Annotated in this window: 17 protein-coding genes and 2 tRNA genes; 2 read left to right on the top strand and 17 right to left on the bottom strand. The window is 41.1% G+C overall.

The window, feature by feature from the left end:
* Positions 1-199 precede the first annotated feature (199 nt).
* The 6 genes from ftsH to spoIIE form a co-directional block, all read right to left on the bottom strand.
* Positions 200-2,230 (bottom strand): ATP-dependent zinc metalloprotease FtsH, encoded by a 2,031-nt coding sequence (gene ftsH / locus QNI29_RS00450; RefSeq protein WP_231419892.1) that lies wholly within the window; start codon positions 2,228-2,230, stop codon positions 200-202.
* A 166-nt stretch (positions 2,231-2,396) separates the two neighbouring features.
* A complete protein-coding gene (gene hpt / locus QNI29_RS00445) occupies positions 2,397-2,942 on the bottom strand; it encodes a hypoxanthine phosphoribosyltransferase (protein ID WP_036787165.1) in 546 nt (181 codons plus the stop codon).
* 11 nt (positions 2,943-2,953) lie between these two features.
* A complete protein-coding gene (tilS, locus tag QNI29_RS00440; RefSeq protein ID WP_284526673.1) occupies positions 2,954-4,354 on the bottom strand; it encodes a tRNA lysidine(34) synthetase TilS in 1,401 nt (466 codons plus the stop codon).
* Positions 4,355-4,441: 87 nt separating this feature from the next.
* The gene (locus QNI29_RS00435; protein WP_255688901.1) at positions 4,442-5,431 is read right to left on the bottom strand and encodes a serine/threonine protein kinase; all 990 of its coding nucleotides are present in this window, start codon (positions 5,429-5,431) and stop codon (positions 4,442-4,444) included.
* Positions 5,409-6,149: a vWA domain-containing protein gene (locus tag QNI29_RS00430; protein WP_231419889.1), complete on the bottom strand. Its 741-nt coding sequence runs from the start codon at positions 6,147-6,149 to the stop codon at positions 5,409-5,411. Before QNI29_RS00430 ends, QNI29_RS00435 begins: the two co-directional genes overlap by 23 nt.
* A gap of 130 nt (positions 6,150-6,279) precedes the next feature.
* On the bottom strand, positions 6,280-8,730 hold the full coding sequence (gene spoIIE, locus QNI29_RS00425) for a stage II sporulation protein E (protein WP_231419888.1): 2,451 nt from the start codon (positions 8,728-8,730) through the stop codon (positions 6,280-6,282).
* A gap of 326 nt (positions 8,731-9,056) precedes the next feature.
* Between spoIIE and QNI29_RS00420 the strand changes: the two genes are divergently transcribed.
* A tRNA-Met gene (locus QNI29_RS00420) sits at positions 9,057-9,133 on the top strand.
* A gap of 25 nt (positions 9,134-9,158) precedes the next feature.
* Positions 9,159-9,230, top strand: a tRNA-Glu gene (locus QNI29_RS00415).
* Positions 9,231-9,373: 143 nt separating this feature from the next.
* Here the strand turns inward: QNI29_RS00415 and QNI29_RS00410 are convergent.
* The 11 genes from QNI29_RS00410 to QNI29_RS00360 form a co-directional block, all read right to left on the bottom strand.
* Positions 9,374-10,162, bottom strand: a complete 789-nt coding sequence (locus tag QNI29_RS00410; protein WP_231419887.1) for a YtvA family blue-light photoreceptor — start codon at positions 10,160-10,162, stop codon at positions 9,374-9,376.
* 179 nt (positions 10,163-10,341) lie between these two features.
* The gene (locus QNI29_RS00405) at positions 10,342-10,776 is read right to left on the bottom strand and encodes a S1 domain-containing RNA-binding protein (protein WP_231419886.1); all 435 of its coding nucleotides are present in this window, start codon (positions 10,774-10,776) and stop codon (positions 10,342-10,344) included.
* A gap of 74 nt (positions 10,777-10,850) precedes the next feature.
* Positions 10,851-11,231 (bottom strand): FtsB family cell division protein, encoded by a 381-nt coding sequence (locus tag QNI29_RS00400; RefSeq protein ID WP_231419885.1) that lies wholly within the window; start codon positions 11,229-11,231, stop codon positions 10,851-10,853.
* 9 nt (positions 11,232-11,240) lie between these two features.
* On the bottom strand, positions 11,241-11,840 hold the full coding sequence (yabQ, locus tag QNI29_RS00395; RefSeq protein WP_231419884.1) for a spore cortex biosynthesis protein YabQ: 600 nt from the start codon (positions 11,838-11,840) through the stop codon (positions 11,241-11,243).
* Entirely contained in the window at positions 11,837-12,079 is a 243-nt protein-coding gene (gene yabP / locus QNI29_RS00390) for a sporulation protein YabP (protein WP_229721317.1), read from the bottom strand. The genes yabQ and yabP overlap by 4 nt, the downstream gene beginning before the upstream one ends.
* A gap of 221 nt (positions 12,080-12,300) precedes the next feature.
* A complete protein-coding gene (locus tag QNI29_RS00385) occupies positions 12,301-12,555 on the bottom strand; it encodes an RNA-binding S4 domain-containing protein (RefSeq protein ID WP_231419883.1) in 255 nt (84 codons plus the stop codon).
* Between the two features lie 3 nt (positions 12,556-12,558).
* Positions 12,559-14,028 (bottom strand): bifunctional methyltransferase/pyrophosphohydrolase YabN, encoded by a 1,470-nt coding sequence (mazG, locus tag QNI29_RS00380; protein WP_231419882.1) that lies wholly within the window; start codon positions 14,026-14,028, stop codon positions 12,559-12,561.
* A complete protein-coding gene (locus QNI29_RS00375; protein WP_231419881.1) occupies positions 14,028-15,623 on the bottom strand; it encodes a putative polysaccharide biosynthesis protein in 1,596 nt (531 codons plus the stop codon). The genes mazG and QNI29_RS00375 overlap by 1 nt, the downstream gene beginning before the upstream one ends.
* 91 nt (positions 15,624-15,714) lie before the next feature.
* Positions 15,715-16,251, bottom strand: coding sequence for a stage V sporulation protein T (gene spoVT, locus QNI29_RS00370; RefSeq protein WP_036787266.1), 537 nt, complete (start codon positions 16,249-16,251; stop codon positions 15,715-15,717).
* A gap of 211 nt (positions 16,252-16,462) precedes the next feature.
* Positions 16,463-19,990: a transcription-repair coupling factor gene (gene mfd / locus QNI29_RS00365; protein WP_231419880.1), complete on the bottom strand. Its 3,528-nt coding sequence runs from the start codon at positions 19,988-19,990 to the stop codon at positions 16,463-16,465.
* A gap of 72 nt (positions 19,991-20,062) precedes the next feature.
* Entirely contained in the window at positions 20,063-20,293 is a 231-nt protein-coding gene (locus tag QNI29_RS00360; RefSeq protein ID WP_231419879.1) for an anti-sigma-F factor Fin, read from the bottom strand.
* Positions 20,294-20,362 lie beyond the last annotated feature (69 nt).

The following is a 20,362-nucleotide window of genomic DNA, read 5'->3' as shown; positions in this document are numbered from 1 at the left end:
ATATGTACGAAATGAGCTTATCACTATTTATTTAAAATAAACGATATTGGTTATCTATTTCAACAAAGTTACTCAATCCTATTGTAAACGAAGGGAGGGAAACTAGTCACATAATCTGAAACATATGCATGCAGAACACCCTTACACACAAACAAAAACTGCTTCAGCTCTTAAGGGCTGAAGCAGTTCTTTAGTATACTTAGTCGTTTTTCTTATCAGGGTCTTCGCCATCCGTTTCAGATGGTTCAGATTTATTTAGGTTTGTTGGTTCTTTCTTATTCAGATCAGCCTTTGGCTCTTCATCTTCTTTGGACTGAATGTTCACTTTAACATCTTCTCCAGATTCAGATTTAGAAGTATAGGCTGGGTCATCAGAACCTTCAGGTAAAACACCTTTATCAAATAAAGAACGGATTTGTGCTGCATCTAACGTTTCTATATCAAGAAGCGTCTTGGCAATTAGCTCAAGCTGCTCTTTATGCTTAGTTAAGATGCCTTTAGCACGGTCATATTGTTCTTTAATGATTCGCTGAACTTCCTGATCAATTTCATACGCAATCTTGTCACTGTAATTTTGCTCATTTTGGATGTCACGGCCTAAGAACACTTGTCCTCCACCGCCACCACCAAATTGAAGTGGTCCAAGCTTAGAGCTCATACCATATTCAGTAACCATCTTACGTGCAATGCTTGTCGCGCGTTGGAAGTCGTTTGAAGCACCAGTACTAACTTCTCCAAACATAATTTCTTCTGCCACACGTCCACCAAGCAGACCTGCAATCTTATCTTGAAGTTCCGGCTGGGTCATCATGAAGCGATCTTCCTTAGGAAGCATAACGGCATAACCGCCAGCTTGACCACGAGGAACAATCGTAACCTTGTGAACCATATCCGCCTCATCAAGAACCATTCCGATAATGGTGTGTCCACTTTCGTGGTGAGCCACAATGTTACGCTCTTTCTGAGAAACGACGCGACTCTTCTTCGCAGGACCTGCAATAACACGATCAATCGCTTCATCAACTGAGAGCATATCGATTTTTTCCTTATCTGCACGAGCCGCAACAAGCGCAGCTTCGTTCAGTAAGTTCTCAAGGTCAGCACCCGAAAATCCTGGTGTACGCATTGCAATTGTATGAAGATCAATTGACTCGTCATCCAGTGGTTTATTACGAGCGTGAACTTTAAGCACTTCTTCGCGTCCTTTTAAGTCCGGACGGTTTACGGTAATTTGACGGTCGAAACGTCCTGGACGGAGTAAGGCTGGGTCAAGAATATCTGGTCTGTTTGTCGCAGCAATGATAATGATTCCCTCATTGGCACCAAAACCATCCATCTCAACAAGTAGCTGGTTAAGCGTTTGTTCACGTTCATCGTGACCTCCACCTAAACCTGCGCCACGTTGACGACCTACAGCATCAATCTCATCGATAAAGATAATACATGGTGCATTCTTCTTCGCGTTCTCGAATAAATCACGTACACGAGAAGCACCTACACCAACGAACATTTCCACGAAGTCTGAACCACTGATTGAGAAGAACGGTACGCCCGCTTCCCCAGCTACAGCACGTGCTATTAACGTTTTACCTGTTCCTGGTGGTCCAACAAGTAGAACACCTTTAGGAATACGTGCACCAATTGCAGCAAATTTACGAGGATCTTTTAGGAAATCAACAACCTCAACTAGTTCTTGTTTCTCCTCATCTGCCCCGGCTACGTCTTTAAAACGAACCTTTTTCTTCTCTTCATTGAATAACTTCGCCTTACTTTTACCAAAGTTCATGACTTTGCTTCCGCCACCTTGAGCTTGGTTGAGTAAGAAGAAGAATAGAATGAAGATGATGACAAACGGAATAATGGATGTAAAGAACGTCACCCATCCGCTAGGCTCTTCCGCTTTTTCAAAATCAACTGTCTCAATTCCCTGTTGTTGTGCGGCATCTGCAATTCGGTTAACAATTTGTTCGTTATCCGGAATCGTTGCTGTGTAGCTTTGATTCTCTTCTTCTCCATCGCCAGACGAAACCAAGTCACCAGTCACCTTGTAAGCATGGTTCGTATATTGAATGTTCATGGTCTCTATCTGACCATCATTTAGCTGCTGAACAAATTCACTGTATTTAAATTGTTCATCTTGAGAAGTATCTCCTCTGAATAGACCAACAACTCCTATCACCACTAAAAAGATTAGCGCATAGAAGATGGTATTACGAAATATTCGGTTCATTGCCTACCTCCTCCCAGGCGAGAAAACTATAGTAAATAGTACCATATGTGAAAGAACTTACACAACTAATTACCCTTGTCAGGTAACGGTTGTCAACAGATTGTCACCTCTTACTATGAGTACAACCCGTTTTGGTGAATTATATGAATAAAACGAAGGTTTATTCTTATTGATCTCCACCGTAAACAGCTGGTTTTAAGACACCGATATATGGTAGGTTACGATATCTCTCTTGGTAGTCTAACCCATAACCTACTACAAATTCATCAGGTACTTCAAATCCTGCAAGGTCCGCTTTAACGTCTCCTTTTCGGCCAGATGGCTTATCAAGAAGCGTTACGATCTTAATGGACTTCGCTTTACGGTATTTAAACAGATCAACAAGGTAACTTAAAGTTAAGCCACTATCGATAATATCTTCGATAATTAGAAGGTCTCTTCCTTCTACCTGTGTGTCTAAATCTTTAACAATTTTCACTTCGCCTGATGATTGCATTGTACCGTTATAGCTTGATACATCCATAAAGTCCATTTCCAGGTATGTGTCCATACGCTTTAACAGATCAGACATAAATGGCATGGCACCTTTTAGCACACCAATTGCTAGAGGAAACTTGCCTTCATAATCTTCAGACAGTTGGGCTGCCAATTCCTTAACTTTTGATTGTAGCTCCTCCTCGGAAATTAAGACTTTTTCGATATCATTATGCATTTTCCATCCTCCTAGAAGTTCTTGTGATTCTCATAAGTAAGATGTAACCAGGTCGGGTGTTGTTGATTAACTGGAATGTTTGCTTCTTTTAATGAAACGACCCACAGGATTTGACCATTTGCATCTGTAACAATTGGCCACTTACTGCGTTGTTCATGAGGGACCTTTTCATCAATAAATAAGTCTTTCACCTTTTTACGCCCCTTCATTCCTTTAGGAATAAATTTATCGCCCGGCTTTCTCGTCCGAACGATGAGAGGTAAGGTTACGTTACTTATATCACAAGCAAAATGATGGCTGTCGTGACCCCTGTAATGATCGTCTTGATCGGCATATATATAAGCTCCATCAGGCAAAACCAATTCCCCTGGCACGTGTAACAAATAATGAAAAGGGACCGCTTCTTCTTTCTTAAAGGTAAAAACGATATTCTCATAAGAACGAACAACAGACAGACCTCTTGGCAAATGCATGATTGCTTGTGGGGTCTTGTCTTTCACTATTCGTATGTATTGCTCCCAGTGATGATAAGTTACATCAAAAGAGGGTTCTTGATACAGATAGTTTAATATTAAGTGAAAGGTCCTCCTTTGTAAAGGTGAAGGAACGTTTAAAAAATCACTTCGATTAAACTGAATCTCATGATCCTTTTTGTCAAAAAGAGAGGACTCGAAAATCCGCTTAGATTCTTGCATCATATAGGCCTCGTCATCCCGCTGATACTCTTGGAAATACTGCATATGCTCGTGGACCTTCGGGTTGTGAGACTTCAGGACCGGTAATACGTGAGCTCGCATAGCGTTCCTTGTATAAGTCGTTGACTTGTTGGACTCATCTATACGAGGAGTAATACCAACTTCTTCACAATAAGCTTCAATTTCTTGCTTTGTCACACATAGAAGTGGACGAATAATCTGACCTATGCTAAAGGAACGATAAACTGGAATACCACGAATGCTGCTTGGTTCTGCTCCACGCACCATTTCCATAAGAATCGTCTCCACTTGATCATCGCCATGATGACCCATCGCCAGAAAATCTGCATGATGCTTTCGCATTTGATCGCTGAAGTAACGATATCTAAGCTTCCTGGCTGCCTCTTGTGTTCCTAAACCGTGCTCCTCTTTGAAAGAAGGCACATCTAACGTAACGGTTTCACATTTAATATCCCACTTCTTACAGGTAGTACTTACATAATGAACATCCTCTTTGGAGTCTACCCCTCTCAAGGAGTGATCAATCGTTAAAACAACAAGATCAATTCCAAAGCGTTGTTCCCTGCTTTTTAGATAATGGAGAAGAGCCATAGAATCAGGCCCTCCTGAGACAGCAACTAATATGGTAGAATTCGCTGAAAACAGCTGATGCCTTTGAGCAAATTGATCGACCTTTTGGCTAAACAACTGCCCCAACTCCGTTCTTATTCTTTTTATCTTAATATGCCATTTCTATCCTACCATTTATCATTCAACTACTGCAAAACGTAAGCGTCCAACTCGTTAAATCCACTGCATAACTACATACATCATATAAAATAAGCACACGGTCATAACAATTCCAATCAATTCCCAACTACGAGCTGAGCTTGATGCAGAAGAGGAGTGTATGGGTCCAGATGGGCTCTTCTGATTTTGCTTTATAGAAGCAGATTGGCGTCTGGCAATTCTTGAAGTGCTAGCGGTCTGACGTGTAGGAGTTAATAATAAAGTATTTATGGCATGCTTCATCTCTTCTGCAGAGGAGTATTCAGAATGAAGTGCTTTCTTCAGGATCTCTTTATATGGAGCTATTTTTTTAGCTTGTTGTACTTTCGAAAACAAAGTCTTCTCCGGGTGGGTCCCTCTTTCAAAACGAGAGGGGTATTCAATCTGTAAAAGCACCATCGCTAAGGCAAATAAATCATATTGAGGATCTGCTTTCCTTGATCCCATCCCCCAATAGCCACGATCATAAAATTCAGTGTACTCTTTAATCGCTCTCCCAATTTGAGTCGTACCCCCGACATCCAACCAACGAAGACGCGCAGGTGGGAACGTCACGATAAGGTTATCAGGTTTCAAATCTCCAAATACCCAACCAAATTGATGAAGGTGTTCTAAGTCTTCTAGCAGCTGAACCGCGAGAATACCAATCCATTCAGTCCCATGATCTTGCACAAATGGATTTAGATCTTTCCCTTTCAGATACTCCATGGCATAAAAAGAAACTTGTGAGCCATCTGGAAGGACAAAGTCGTCTACATCTAATAAAGAAGGTCCAAGCTGGTGATCTTGAACCTTTTGAAACGTACGTAATACATTTACTTCTGTGGTAATAGAGGAACTATTGTGCCCGAACTTCACTGCCACCTTCCGCCCTTGTTCTGTGGCTAGATACACAACACCCATAGCGCCAGACCCTAACTGTTTAACGATTATAAATGAACGATGGTGCCACTTCCCTTTTACAACTGTACCAGGTGATAAATTAATACCCTGATTCTTCTGCATGATGATCTTCACGACCTATGAAGTTACGAAGGCTTCGTTTTTTGGCGAATTGTTGCATGGCCTCTCTTAAAGCAGGCCCTGTTGGTGTAATCCCACCACTGGTCAGTTTCGGGAAGACAGAAGAAATGGAATCAAGCTTAGGCGTCCAATCCATAACCTTATCCAAATCCTTGCGCTTCCCTGGAAATGTGTAGATGGAGAAGCGGTTTTTCCCCATACGGGCATTTAAACTTAAAGATAGATCGAATAAAGAATCACGCACTGTAGGAAGTTTATTATGCATACTCGCACTTGTATCCACCAATACCAATACTTCTAAATCACACGTTTCACCAAGGTCTTCCACAACTTCCATGATCTCTCCGCGCTTTTCAGGAGGAAGATCCTCAATCTCTTGCTGTGCTCCAAGGATTTGCTGTAATTCTTGATTAACGACACCCTGAAGCGTCTGGGTCATAGCTTGCTTGGTTACCATTTGAACAGTCTGAGACAAAGACTTTGCATATACAATCTGGCTAACCCCACCACCACTCATCGCAATCTCTTCAACTTCTTCTAAACCATCAGGTTGCTCTGATTGTTGATCGTCAAGGACCCCGATTACATTTACCGTTACCCCCTGCTGATAAGCTAACGTCGCCACAGCAGAAGGATCCTCTCCCTGGTTTGAACATCCGTCTGTTATCAATAGAATTTGCTTTAATGTCCCTTTATTCATGAGATATCTCCTCCTCCATAAATTACTATCATCTTCGACTAGATTCATTGCATTTATACTAGTAACTTACAAAAGCAGAGTCTCCCAAAATAAAAAAGAGCACCTCCGCCCAAAAGGTACCCTTTTCTCTTTATTGTGCCCGTCCAAGTATAGGGATGTTCGCCCACTGGGGAACATTATGATTGATTTTTGCCACCACAACGGTCATGTCATCCTCAATTGCCCCAGCCCGTGTCCTGACCACTTCTTCAAGTAATAGGTCAGCAACATCTTGAGGATCTTCTGTTTCCATATCTCTAATTTTACGCTTTAACCACATGTCAATATTCTCTACATGCTTTGGCCCCTCAAAGATTCCATCACTCATCATGATAAGAAGATCGCCAGGTTTTAACTGATCACTAACAACCTCAACATCGAATTCCTGTATGATGCCAATAGGTAAGTTACTCGCCTCAATTTTGCTTAGTTGATCTCCCCTCTTAATGAAGCTTGGAGTAGATCCGATTTTTAAGAACTTCACGGCTGCATCCTGCAAGTCAATAACCGCTAAATCAAGTGTTGAGAATATTTCATCGGTGGTTCTTAGAGAAAGAATAGAATTAATAGATTTAATCGCTACCTTTTCTTCGATGCCTGACTGTAAGATTTGTTGAAGTAAGCGTAGCGTCTCCATGCTCTCCACATGAGCTCTTTCCCCATTGCCCATCCCATCACTAATCGCAACAGCGTATTTACCTGCTCCAAGCTCCATTGTAGAATAACTATCGCCTGAAACTAATCCACCATCTTTGGCAGCATGAGCCACCCCTGTATCGATTACGAATTTCTTCGTGGAACCAAATGAAAATGACCCATATCCATTAGGGAATGGTGAGATCTCCTCATGCTTCACCATTACCGTTTCATTTAAGATCTCAGACAAAACAGGAGCTATAATCTTCGCACCCTCCCCTTTATAATCATAGAAAGAAAGCGTCATATCGATATCAATATTCCCCGTTTCTAAGCTATAGATCTCAAGTTGTTCAATCTCAAACCCCATACTTTTTAATGCTTGTATTATTTCTTCTTCTTGTAATTCATGATTTTCCCGCTCTTTTAAGATCTCTTTCGCGAAGTCCCCCATAACTTCTGAAACACCGTTCAGTTGGTCCGCTACGAAACGTCTGCTCTCTAATACTTGCTTTTTCAATCGCTGATTGGCTTGGAAAAATGATAGTTCATGATTCATCGTTTCAATAACCTTCTTTGATTTAACGCAGTGCTTTTCAAAGTCTGATTGCAGTTTTCGTTTATGCTGGAAGGTTCCTGCATCCAATTCATTCATCATTTCTTTCATATATCCGTAGGTCTCATCAAACTGCTGAGCCCAGCATTTATCCTTCTTGAAACACGATTGGCACGTCTTCTCCGTAACATTGCTCAGGAAATAATCGGTTTCTTTACTCTCTTGTTCCTCATCCATATGATGCTGTACTTGCGCAAAACTCTTAGAGAGCGCCTGAAAGACACTTGAGAATTGCTCAACTCGGTTGGCTGTTACATTGCGGATTTTTTGTAAGTATTGCTCTTGCTCCTGGGAATGTTCATTGGTCCCAGGTATATACCTGGCCAAATTACGAATCCACTTTTCTGGCGTGACAAAGAAGAGCAAAACAGCCACGGAAGACTCTAACATGGACGGAGCCAATGAACCCAGTCCTTCCCCGTAAATACCGATTAGCATCGTACCAACGAAGAGGCCAACCCCCACCCCAATCTTCTTTCCTTCTTTTAATAAACCACCCAGTAACCCAGAGAAGGCTAATAAACTCATTTGATATAAGCTTGCCACGTTAGCCAGACTTAATATTAACCCCGTCACCACTCCGACGGTTGAACCAATAGCCGCCCCACCAATGTAAGCAAGCCATAGGACAAGATACCTCGATAACGTTTGTTCAAGCGATATATTATAAATTTGCCATCCAATCGTACCTGTTAGGACGGAAGCTAATAAGATAATCATACAAACAATCTCTTCATTTTTGAGTGATTGTTTATAACGTTTTGGTGATAACAATGGAATACTCTGCATAAAGATAAGTACAAGGATCGCGCTCAAGCTTGCTTCTACAACGGCAAGCATCCAATCATATGCTTCAGCAGGCTGAACGACAGTATAAGCCACGGCTCTTGGAATGAAACTTGCGAGAAATACCACAAAAGGCAAGATTTCTTGCTGTTTTTTCATGCGCTGAAGTACAAAGGCTAATAAGAAGAAACTCATCATAGCCGCAAATACATAGAGACTATGTTGCCAGTTATAGGTTAATGAACCAATAAGAACAGCGGACATAACCTTCAATGACTTATCTTTTCTCATAAGCCAAACAGAAGCGAGAAAAGAAAGGGCAAAAGGCGATACTGATGATAGAACAATCGCTCTTCCTAACAGGAAGCCAACAATCCACAAAAGCCACCCTTTTTCAATCATAAAGGCTTTCGCCTGCTCCCCCATCCTTCGCTTCCAATTTTCTAGAGTAGCTAAACCCACCCCGCTCATTTCCTTAACTCCTCGTTTAGTTAAGATCTCCATTTGAACACTCCCCCTTAGTGACTTATTTAATCACATAGGACAGGCTTATTTTGTCAAAACAACAGAACGGAATGTAAAAAAGTTTCGACGGCTTTCTATACGGTGAATGGTCTTTCGCCAAATTGTTTGAAACTTTCCTTCTCTCCCTCCTTTATCTCTGTCGGAATCCCATATCTTACTTCAGAATTAAGCGCTAAATATTCAAAAAATAATGACATTTATAAAATCCGTTGACACTTTGGCGTTGGTCATGTAATATAATGCTTGTGACTTCGGGGGAAACACACCGAAGAAACAAAAAGTATACTATTACACAGTAAGATTATGGCGGTGTAGCTCAGCTGGCGAGAGCGTACGGTTCATACCCGTGAGGTCGGGGGTTCGATCCCCTCCGCCGCTACCATTTATTTTACTAGATACTATTCAACGGCCCGTTGGTCAAGCGGTTAAGACACCGCCCTTTCACGGCGGTAACACGGGTTCGAGTCCCGTACGGGTCATCATCCGAATTCTTGTCCTACCACACACCGGTGTGGATTTTTTTACATTTATGTGAAATAGGATGAAGGAAAAGCTGCTTCTTATTAAGAAGCAGCTTTTTTATATGTGTAGCATTTCTATTCCTCATGATTTCAACCTCAAGTTATAGAGAGGTTTGTAAATTCCTTAAAGCATCCTTGACCGTGGCATAGGATTTAATATCATCTACAAGGATCCCCATTCTAGCTGCTTTACTTGCAAAGTCAGCGGATATTCCAGCAATCATTAATTCCGTACCTAGAAGTTGCAATAAATGATGCAATCTATAAATTCCGTGAATAACTTCTTCGTCAAAATCGATTAACCCTGATAATTCTACAATCAACTTACGGTGTTTTAGAGAGGCCATCTTCTCTGCAATATTGTCAGATATGATAGCAAGCCGTTCCCCGTCCATATTGCCGATCAAAGGTAAAACCGAGATCTCATCTGTTAAAGGAACAATCGGTGTAGAGAGAGCTGTTATCTCGTTTAAGGATTTTGTTAAGTCCTCTTCTGCCCTTTTCTTGTCCGTTACATCTCGTTGGATCCCAATAAAAAAATGTTTACTCTCTTCTTCTACGTAAACTGGATCAATATGTAGTTCATTCCAGAAGGTTTCTCCATCTTTCTTATAATTCTTGAGCGTTATAGAAACGGATTCTTTATTGGCAATGGCATGCTTTAACTGAGCTATCCTTGCCTGATCTGTCTGTTCGCCTTGAAGAAACCTACAGTTACGCCCTATGATTTCATCATTGCGATATCCTGTAATAGATTCAAAACCTTTATTAGCATAAATAATCGGGTTATCCGATTGGTCTGGATCTGTTATCGTAACACCTACTCGAGTGTGATTGATCGCATCTTCTAACAACCTCTTTACTATATGTTCTTCCATCCATTCCTTCACGACTAAGGCCTCCTCCTCAATCATCTATATATTCATATTATCAAACCTTTATAAAAGGAACCAAACAAAGCTCTTCGCCCCTTCCTCATTGAATACAAAAAGTGACCAGCTTTTAATAAAGCTGGTCACTTTTTTATATAAGAACATTCAATTCATAATGGTTGCTCATAGACAGCAAGTTAGCCTCGTTTAGCACCTCGACCTCCACGTTTCGATTCCGTGTGCTTTTTTAAAGATGCGAGTTTTTCATCACTATCTTTAAGGAAACGATTCATTAACGAATCAAAATTCTCAGGGCGCTGGTTGCCTTTGTTTCCTTTGCCTTTTCCGCCGCCTTTATTATGGTTATTACTGCGACGTTCGCGGTCACCTTTGTAGTTGTCCTTCGCTTTCTTAATAGACAAGCCAATCTTACCGTCTTTTTCTACATTAATCACTTTCACTTCTACCTGGTCGCCTTCACTTAAGTGATCATTAATGTCTTTTACATAATTATCAGCAACCTCACTAATATGAACCAAGCCTGTTGAACCATTAGGTAGTTCAACGAATGCTCCAAAATTAGTGATACCTGTTACCTTGCCCTGCAACTTGCTGCCTACTTCAATTGACATAAAAAAATTGCTCCTCCTTATGAATTTCAAAAAGTATCATTCTTATATATTATATATAAGCTTTAAAAAGAGTGTCAATAAGAGGGACCATTATCAGGGATTTTAAAGATAATTTCGCCTTCTTTTGAGAAGAAATAGTTCGTTCTTGCGATTTGTAAAACGTACTCTTCATCATTTAAAAGCTTTATTTCTTCTTTAAAATCTTTTTCCTGCTTCTCTAATAGGTTCATCTCTTCTTGTAATTCTTCATATTTAGCCTGTTTATCAGCATAAAGACTTCGTTGTTGAATATGGTAAGTCAGTAATCCACCAAATAACAGAAGGGTGGCGATCACAAACAAGGCTAATCGGCGAATCAGCCGCTTCTTTTTCTTGTTTTGACGCTCTACGTGCGCATCATACTGCTTTACATATCCCGAATCAATCTTTGCCACTGAGTCACGTTGATTCTGCACGACGATGTGCTACCTCCTTTTTTGCTGGATAAATTCCCGCCATTTTAGTATTATATTCTTTATTTTACTATAAAACCCTGCTACGTCTAGTAAGTATTTTTTCGCATTTTTCGGCACAAGCTTCCACGTTATGCGCCCGATTAGCTGAAATGGATATAGTATAATTTTTAGTAAAAAGAAAAGAATGGCTAGCGAGGTTGTCCATAGAAGGAGAATTAGCTTCACAATCGTGAATATTAGAAAACGGATAGGACGAACAATAAAAACGGTCACAAGACGCGTGAGGAAACGAATCAGCCCTGCAACAATCTTGATTAACCTCTCTAATACTTTTTTATAGGTTGTCCTAAATAAGGCCTGGTATGCAGCATAACCGCACACCACAGCCAGCACAATATATAGACGTAATTCCCCTTGGTTCGCTAAAAATAGAAAATAAAACAAGACCAAACCTTGAAGAATCCAGAATAAAATTTCAAACGAATACCTCATGACGACGTTCGGCTTCCACAAGGGTTCGAATCTTTTAAATGTATCCATAACCATACCCAAGTAGACGCCACTACTAAACATGATGAGCATTGTAATAAATTGAGTATCTAAACTCATTTGAACATTTTGCTAAAGAATCCTTTAGCTTTCTCCTGTTGCTGTTCATCCAAATAGGAGAGCTCATACACCTTTCCCTTAATAGAGACGATCCCTTGCTCTACATCTAAGTTCTTCATCTGTAGATTCTGGCCCCGAACCACTAAATACCCCATATTGGTCTGCAACAAAAATTCTTCAGCATCAAAGCTATCGACTTCTTTTACTCCCGTGATTTCCAGATTGCGTCTATTATTCATCTTTACGTGATGATCCCCTTGCCCTCTGGACCCTTGTACTTCTTTATCATAATACTCCATATATCCACCCCTCCCCTTATCGATACCAATCTATGAAAGAGGGGATTCATTTATGTACAATCCCTTTAAAAAAGATGATGACCTTATCCTTAAATAGACACAAAAATGAGCACGGATCTCAGGAAAGGGAGATCCGTGCTCAATGCTTTTGTTCGGTCTGTCTAAACCTCTTGCTCACTTATAATTTTATAGAGAGAGGATGCCTCATCTTTTTTCACATTTTCCCGTAGAGACGTCACCTCTAATGTTAATTGCTTCTGTCCAAAACGAATGGAAAGCTCATCACCTATAGATACATCAGTAGATGCCTTTGCTGTATTCCCGTTTAATTGAATTCGCCCTTGATCTGCCACTTCTTTCGCCAAAGTACGACGTTTAATCAAACGAGATATTTTTAGAAATTTATCTAGTCTCATCGTTTATTGTTCCCCTTTCTCCCTGTTTTTAGCTTGTATCCAATATCGATCTAATTGCTCTAACGTCATCGTTTCCATTTGCTGATTCTCAGATGTGATTACGGATTCCATCTCTTTGAAACGTCTTTCGAATTTGTCATTTGTTCGTTGAATTGCGAGTTCTGGATTTATTTTATAGTAACGAGCAAGATTCACAAACGCAAACAACACGTCTCCATATTCTAGTTCTTGAGCGGAAAATCCTTCAGAATGCAAGCTCTCTTTAAACTCATCCATTTCTTCTAACACCTTATCCCACATTGGCTGCGGATCATCCCAGTCAAATCCTACTTTCTTCGCCTTCTTCTGCAGTTCTTGAGCTCTCATTAAGCCAGGCAAGGCTTCTACTATTCCATCTAACACAGATGGACGCTCTTCCCCTTTTTCATCCTTTTTAATTTCATCCCAATTCTTCATGACTTGTTCTACATCATCAGCTTGGCGGTCTCCGAATACATGAGGATGACGGCGAATCATTTTCTCCGTTAATGATAGAATTACGTCATCCACTGTGAAAAATCCTTCATCTTCACCAATCTGACTATGTAATAGCACTTGTAGAAGCACGTCCCCGAGTTCTTCCACAATCCCCTCATCATCTTGATCATCAATAGCTTGTATTAACTCATAAGATTCCTCAATTAAATAGGGGCGCAAACTCTCATGGGTTTGTTTACGATCCCACGGACAACCGCCCGGCGCACGTAATGCAGCGATAACTTCACGAACACGAAAGAATTTATGAGGAAGCTGCTCTTCTTTCACAGGTGGGACATATACACTTGTGAGATTACTCAGTTCAACGTTGCGATCAAGCTCAACTAAAGGTACTTCTATTATACGTTCATGCTCACTTCCGGCTGCATCTACGATATAAACCGGGAACTCAGGCGACAAATCCTCTAATAAGGCAACCTTTACATCTGATGCAATCATGTTGTCGTATACCTGACAGAATACTGTATGTTGTCTGTGCTCTATGCTATTACGAGAAAAGCCTGTAGCATCGATAAACTGAAATCCTTCTATTGGATCAATTTTTAAACTTGTGAAAAGATCATCTAAATAACTCTGTCCCCCTTTAATTGAAACAGAGACTGTATGATTCCTTTCCGCTTCTAACAAGAGCTGGACTGTTTTCTCTGCAAGCATAGGGTGGCCTGGCACCACATACACAACGTCTTGTTGTTGCGCTTTAGATAGGATCTCTTTCGCTATTCTTTCATACACTTCACCAAATTGTTGTTGTTCCTCATAAATGTGATCAAATGATTGAAATGTGATCCCTTCCGCTTCTAGTTCTTGAATAACAGGATGATCTAGCGTACGGGCATAGCGAGCCCCTTCACTCTTTAACAAGAAACGATAGACACCTAAGGGCAACTGGTTTAGATCTGCCGCCCCTAAACCGACTATATCAATATGATGTGTCATTAAGATGACCTCCTTTTCGTTAATCTTTTTATTTTTGAAGACATAGGAAATTCCTTCACTTCATCTTCCGTAAAAGCACCAGTCTTAAGTAATGAAATCATATAACTCACGCCTCCGGCTCCAATTGTGAGAAGGCAGTATCCTATATAATCCTGACGATCGTTCATTTCTACAAGACCTTTATAAGCTTCACCAGTGAGGAATACAACCATAACCATTATACCTAAAGAGATGATCGTAGCTCTCCAAGGAATACTTGCTTTCAAGGACACAGGGACTCGTTTTCTGAATATCACTATATTGCTAAGAAGGATGATAAGAACACTCAACAGAGTAGCGATGGCAGCTCCTGTGATGCTGTAGAATGGAATAAGGAGGCTGTTTAAGACTCCCTTTACCACAATGCCACCCCCTACGGTCAAAGCTGGCAAAAATACTATACCAAACCCTTGGAGTAAAGAAGACAGAGTCAACGTAAGAGAAGCGAAGACAATCACAATGGCCAATATCCTTAGCGCAGTGGTTCCCTCATTACTAGTAAAGAGAAGAACGTTCACTTCAGGTAACAACATAAAGAGTCCAACAGAAGCAGCCACTGAAATCAGCAATGAAAGCTTCATGGCTTGCCCCACATTCTCCTCTACATCCTTCGCTTTATTCTCGAGTCGCTTCTTGGTCACAGACGGAACTATAGCAAGAGCCAAAGAAGAGGCAAGAACAGTCCCTAATTGAAGGAGGGGATAGCCACGATCGAATATCCCCTTCATTTTCTGAGCTCCTTCTAACGATAGGCCATATTCCTTTAAAGGAGAAACCATTGTAAAGGCATCCGCAAACTGCATAAGTAAGAGCATCATGTAATTTACACATAAAAATAATCCTGTGAGAACCATAGTCCTCGCAATCTCCATCATGGAAAAAGCATTCGAGGAATGAAACAGAAGAGACGACCGACGTTTCACGATAAAAAGAGAAAGCACAAAACAAGCTCCAAGCCCTCCTGCAATCGAACCGAATGCCGCACCTGAACCTACATAATAATAGTTATAGCCTTCCCCTACAAAGTATAAGGTGGCCAATATAATGACGCTAACTCTTACCACCTGCTCCGTCATCTGAGAAACCGCTGTGGGCGTCATATCATCTATCCCCTGAAAGGCCCCTCTTCCAATTGAGGTAAAAGGAAGGAGTAAAAATACCGTCGAAGTTACCTCAAGGGGCTCGCGTAAATTCGAATCCCCCATTACAGAGGCAATGACAGGAGATCCGAAGTAAATCAAGCAAAACAACACGATGCTAATGGTAACCATCACTCCAAAGACAGGTACGTAAAAGCGGGAAAGCGATAACGATCTTTTCTCTGCTCTTGCTTTGGCCACAAGAGACGAAATGGCCATAGGAAACCCATATATCGAAATCATAGAGGCCATCCCTAATATCGGATAAACCTGCTGGTAAATATAAAAGCCTACATCACCTGCAATATTTTGAAGGGGGATTCGATAACCTGCGCTTAATACCTTCCCGACTAAACCAGCTAACGTAAGTAGCAAAGCCCCTCTCAACAGGCGTTGTTGTTTCGTATGTATTGCCATGTATGTATCCCTTTCTAAACCTTTCCATTCTTACTTATTCTAGTATGTATGAAAAGAGGAGCCTACGCAAATGAGGCTCCTCTCTTTCTTTCTATTCCATTTGTTTAGCTAAGAAGCTCGCTGCTGTTTCGACCGCTTTTTGCTCAACGTTCGTTAACGCTTCGCCTTCTTTCGACAGGATCATCACACAACCAATTGGATCTCCACCTGAGATAATCGGTCCAATAACATACGAAGAAATGGTTTCGTCAATGCCATCTGCAATTTCAATTGTGGACTCATTGGATTCTGTTAAGACCACACGATCCTGAATAGCTTGTTCGACTTTTTGGCCAATACTTTTATTCAAGTATTCTTTTCTCGACCCACCTGAAACAGCTATGAATTCGTCACGATCACAAATAAGGACAGGATGACCAAGTGAGTCAAATAGTGCATCTGCATATTCCTTTGCGAAATCTCCTAGTTCACTAATCGGTGAATATTTCTTTAATATAACTTCACCTTCTCGGTCTACAAAGATTTCTAGAGGATCCCCTTCTCGAATACGAAGGGTTCTTCGAATTTCTTTCGGGATAACAACCCGACCTAAATCATCAATACGTCTTACGATACCAGTTGCTTTCATTCCATGAAGCCTCACTTTCATCTGATGATTATTCTCTTGGTGATGTATGATCGCTTCTGTAAAGAACAAAATCACCATTTGATGGGTATAGTATTTTTCTCAAAGTGAGAACTATACATTATTCCTTCATATTTGTAGGAGAAAACATCAAATTCTTCAAAGTGAGGCTCATTTTGTACAATAAAATTAGGGATATTGCTTAACATTTGCTCTATGCAGAATGTTTGGCTTCAGGCAATTGCTGCAAGAACTCCTCAATCGTTTTATAACGATGATGGGCGGTGTTTCGATCCCATTTAAAGACGACTTTCAATTGCTGGCCTTCTGTCCCTAATTGAATCATACGCCCATATTGGTTAGCGATCTCAAATAACTTCGCTCCATCAATTTGCTGGCTAGCATCGGCTTCCATCAGCAACTCAATCTTTTGTTTCTTCTCACTAATGGATTCCACGCGCTCCTTCTTGGCAGCAAGTTTCAGCACCGCTACTTGATACAGATTCTCTACCTGTTCAGGATAATCACTGAATCGATCGATCATCTCTTCTCGCAGATCATGAAGATCTTCCTGAGATTCAATGGACTGGAATCGCTTGTACATATCAATCTTCTGTTTCTCATCCGCAATATAAGAATCCGGGATATAAGCATCCAGGCTTAGAGTAAGTTCTGGTTCAAACGGTTTCGTCTCTTCGACTTCTTTTCCTTTTTGCTTGGCTTCGATGGCATCATTTAGCATTTGAGAGTACATGTCGAAACCAACGGAATCTATAAAACCATGTTGTTGAGAACCAAGAAGGTTCCCTGCTCCTCGTATCGATAGATCACGCATGGCAATCTTAAAGCCTGAACCCAGCTCTGTGAATTCCTTGATAGCTTGTAACCGTTTCTCTGCTACTTCAGATAGGACTTTATCTTTTTGATAAGTGAAATAAGCATAGGCTACGCGATTAGAGCGCCCTACACGTCCTCTTAACTGATAAAGCTGACTCAATCCCATGCGATCAGCATCATACACGATAAGTGTGTTTACATTCGGTATATCCACCCCTGTTTCAATAATGGTGGTAGATACAAGAACGTCAGACTCCCCTTCAAGGAAACTAAACATCACATTTTCAAGCTCAGACTCATTCATTTGGCCATGCGCATAAGAAACACGTGCTTCGTCCACGAGTGCTGATATTTCCTCCGCCATACGTTCAATATTCTCCACACGGTTATACAAGAAGAAGACTTGTCCACCACGGGCCAATTCTCGTTCAATGGCCTCGCGAATAAACACGTGGTTATATTCGAGTACGTATGTCTGAATAGGAAACCTGTTCTCAGGAGGTGTTTCGATAACGGATAGATCTCGTACGCCTAGCATCGACATATGAAGCGTTCTTGGGATTGGTGTTGCTGTAAGCGTCAGGACATCGACATTTGTTTTCATCTGCTTAATCTTTTCTTTGTGCTTAACTCCAAAGCGTTGTTCTTCATCGACTATAAGAAGACCTAGATCTTTTACCTTAATGTCTTTAGATAGGATACGATGAGTCCCAACGACAAGATCAACCGTCCCCTTTTCTAAGCCCTCCGTCGTTTCTTTCTGTTGCTTTCGTGTTCGGAAGCGGCTTAGCAAACCAATTTCAATAGGGAAATCCTGAAAACGCTCACGGATGGTTTCATAGTGCTGCTGAGCTAATATGGTTGTCGGCACCAGAATAACAACTTGCTTTCCATCTGCAATCGCCTTAAAGGCTGCGCGAATGGCGACCTCTGTCTTTCCATACCCTACATCACCACATAGAAGGCGATCCATCGGACGTACTTTCTCCATATCCGTTTTGATCTCCTCAATACAGCGAATTTGGTCTTCTGTCTCCTGGTAAGGGAATGCAGCTTCAAACTCCCTTTGCATTTCAGTATCCTCAGCAAAGGCGTACCCCTTTGTCGCCTCTCGTTCTGCATAAAGCTTAATTAAGTCATCTGCAATATCCTCGACAGATGATTGAACGCGGCTTTTGACTTTCTTCCATTCACTTCCGCCGAGCTTGTAAAGCTTAGGTTCTTTGCTTTCAGATCCAACATACTTTTGGACCAAATCAATTTGGTCAATCGGAACGTATAGCTTATCATCACCTGAGTACTTAACGAGCATATAGTCTTTATGTAGCCCGTTTAATTCAAGCGTTTCAATTCCTAAGTATTTTCCGATTCCGTGATGAGCGTGAACAACGTAATCTCCGACCTTCAATTCCTGATAACTTTTTATCCGCTCAGCATTCGAAATCTTCTTCTTTCTCTTTGGACGTGTTGACCTCTTTTTAAATAACTCATTCTCTGTTAACACGGCTACTTTATGCATAGGTAACTCAAAACCTGTGGTCAGGTGACCTACCATAATCGTTGGATTAGTCAGTGGGAAGGCAGGCCTTCTTTCAGAAACGACCGCTTCCATATCATAGTCTTCGAGTACAGCCTGGATTTTCTCTGCGCGAGATTCGTTTGGTGCTACGATTAGAACGGAATAATCTCCCTTTTGCCAACGATCCATTTCCGTTTGTAGCAAATTCATTTGCCCATGGAATTGTTGCATGGCCCTACACGAGATATTTACGATATTCTCTGGTTGGGTATTTGGAATATGGCGCAGGAATACTGACATATAAAGACGAGGGTGGTGAATGGAATGCCAAACATCAGACCAATTGTAGGAGATTGATAAATCCCTTACCATTTGCCCTGATTCCAACAAACTACTATACCATTCGGCTTCTTCTTCATCTAAGCGTGTAGCGGTTTCTTGAATTCGACTCATTTCATCAAAGACCATTAACCCATTGTCTGGTAGATAATCTAGCAAACTAGCCGATTCTTCATAGTATAAAGAAATATATTTATACATTTCCTGAAAACGTTCCTGCTGCTTTAATCGTTCAATATCACGTTCGATATTCTCAGATAGCGTTTCCTTTAACTCTGGTGATTTAAGATTCTTCAGCGTGTCTGCAAAAGACTCGCTAAGCTTTTGAGCGGCCCTTGCTAAATCTTCATCGGTTAAAAGCAACTCACTAGCAGGTCCAATTGTGACCCGATTTACTTTCTCCAGTGAACGTTGACTTTCTGAATCGAAATAACGAATTGAATCCACTTCATCGTCAAAGAACTCGATGCGCAAAGGGTTGGGTTGTGTTAGTGGATAGATATCCATAATCCCACCGCGCATGCTGAATTCTCCAGGAGCAGATACCATATCAGCACGTTCATAGCCCATATCGACTAGTTGTTTCATGTAATCTTCTAATTGAATGACCCCACCCACTTCAAAGGGAAGCTGATAGTTCTCCCAGTAGGAGGTCGGTGGCAAAATACGTTTAAGAGCGGCAACCGGAGCAATTAAAATACCCGATTTCCTCTCAGACCAATGATTTAAAGCTTCAATCCGCTCACTTCTTAACTCAGGGCTTGCTACCGCAATCTCCGAAGCAATTAATTCATTGACTGGATATAAATGAACTTCCTCAGGCTCTGTGAGCCCAAGCAAATCTTCATAGAGTTGTTGAGCTTGCATAAGCTGATGGGTCACTACTAAAACAGGGCGCTTCGCAGATTCTTCAAGTAAGGATATTAAGACCCCACGCGAAGAACCTGAAAGCCCTGATACAAACTGTTCTTTCATGCCTGATGAAAATCCTGAAATAATGGAGTGGATATCATCTTGTTGTGTTAGAAATTGCTTGAGTCCTTGCAATCTGTTCCCCCCCTTAATCCCCACACTCCATACAAAAATGCTTTGGCTTTTCACCAAAGCGAACAAATCAATTTAATGTATAAAGAAATCAAGTTCATGATAGTGAGGATTTTCTTCTAATGATTCTTGGCAATCTTCACAAATTGTTCTTACCATCACATCACCATTTTCGTGATAGCTAACCATATCTAAAAGCTCCTCCTCGTTCAGAGAAGTAAGTCCAAGCTCGACGGAATCAAGCACATCTTGTGATAGTTCACCGATTTCCTTTTTGCAATGACGACACTGATATTTAACGGCCATGGTCATCCTCCTAAAACTAGCTATTTACACTCTAGTTTGTCCGGAGTCTCCTAACGTTATACGAATGAC

This window comes from Pontibacillus chungwhensis, assembly GCF_030166655.1.
Classification (GTDB): Bacteria; Bacillota; Bacilli; order Bacillales; family BH030062; genus Pontibacillus.
The sequence above is the reverse complement of the archived record's forward strand: the minus strand, read 5'-3'. Positions and strand labels throughout refer to the sequence as shown.

Coding starts and splice junctions, on each gene's coding strand:
- QNI29_RS00375 (WP_231419881.1), bottom strand. CDS start 15,623: ATGGCAATACATACGAAACAACAACGCCTGTTGAGAGGGGCTTTGCTA.
- yabQ (WP_231419884.1), bottom strand. CDS start 11,840: ATGAGTTTAGATACTCAATTTATTACAATGCTCATCATGTTTAGTAGT.
- QNI29_RS00360 (WP_231419879.1), bottom strand. CDS start 20,293: ATGGCCGTTAAATATCAGTGTCGTCATTGCAAAAAGGAAATCGGTGAA.
- hpt (WP_036787165.1), bottom strand. CDS start 2,942: ATGCATAATGATATCGAAAAAGTCTTAATTTCCGAGGAGGAGCTACAA.
- spoVT (WP_036787266.1), bottom strand. CDS start 16,251: ATGAAAGCAACTGGTATCGTAAGACGTATTGATGATTTAGGTCGGGTT.
- ftsH (WP_231419892.1), bottom strand. CDS start 2,230: ATGAACCGAATATTTCGTAATACCATCTTCTATGCGCTAATCTTTTTA.
- mazG (WP_231419882.1), bottom strand. CDS start 14,028: ATGACACATCATATTGATATAGTCGGTTTAGGGGCGGCAGATCTAAAC.
- QNI29_RS00385 (WP_231419883.1), bottom strand. CDS start 12,555: ATGAGACTAGATAAATTTCTAAAAATATCTCGTTTGATTAAACGTCGT.
- QNI29_RS00405 (WP_231419886.1), bottom strand. CDS start 10,776: ATGTCAATTGAAGTAGGCAGCAAGTTGCAGGGCAAGGTAACAGGTATC.
- spoIIE (WP_231419888.1), bottom strand. CDS start 8,730: ATGGAGATCTTAACTAAACGAGGAGTTAAGGAAATGAGCGGGGTGGGT.
- QNI29_RS00435 (WP_255688901.1), bottom strand. CDS start 5,431: ATGCAGAAGAATCAGGGTATTAATTTATCACCTGGTACAGTTGTAAAA.
- yabP (WP_229721317.1), bottom strand. CDS start 12,079: ATGAATAATAGACGCAATCTGGAAATCACGGGAGTAAAAGAAGTCGAT.
- QNI29_RS00430 (WP_231419889.1), bottom strand. CDS start 6,149: ATGAATAAAGGGACATTAAAGCAAATTCTATTGATAACAGACGGATGT.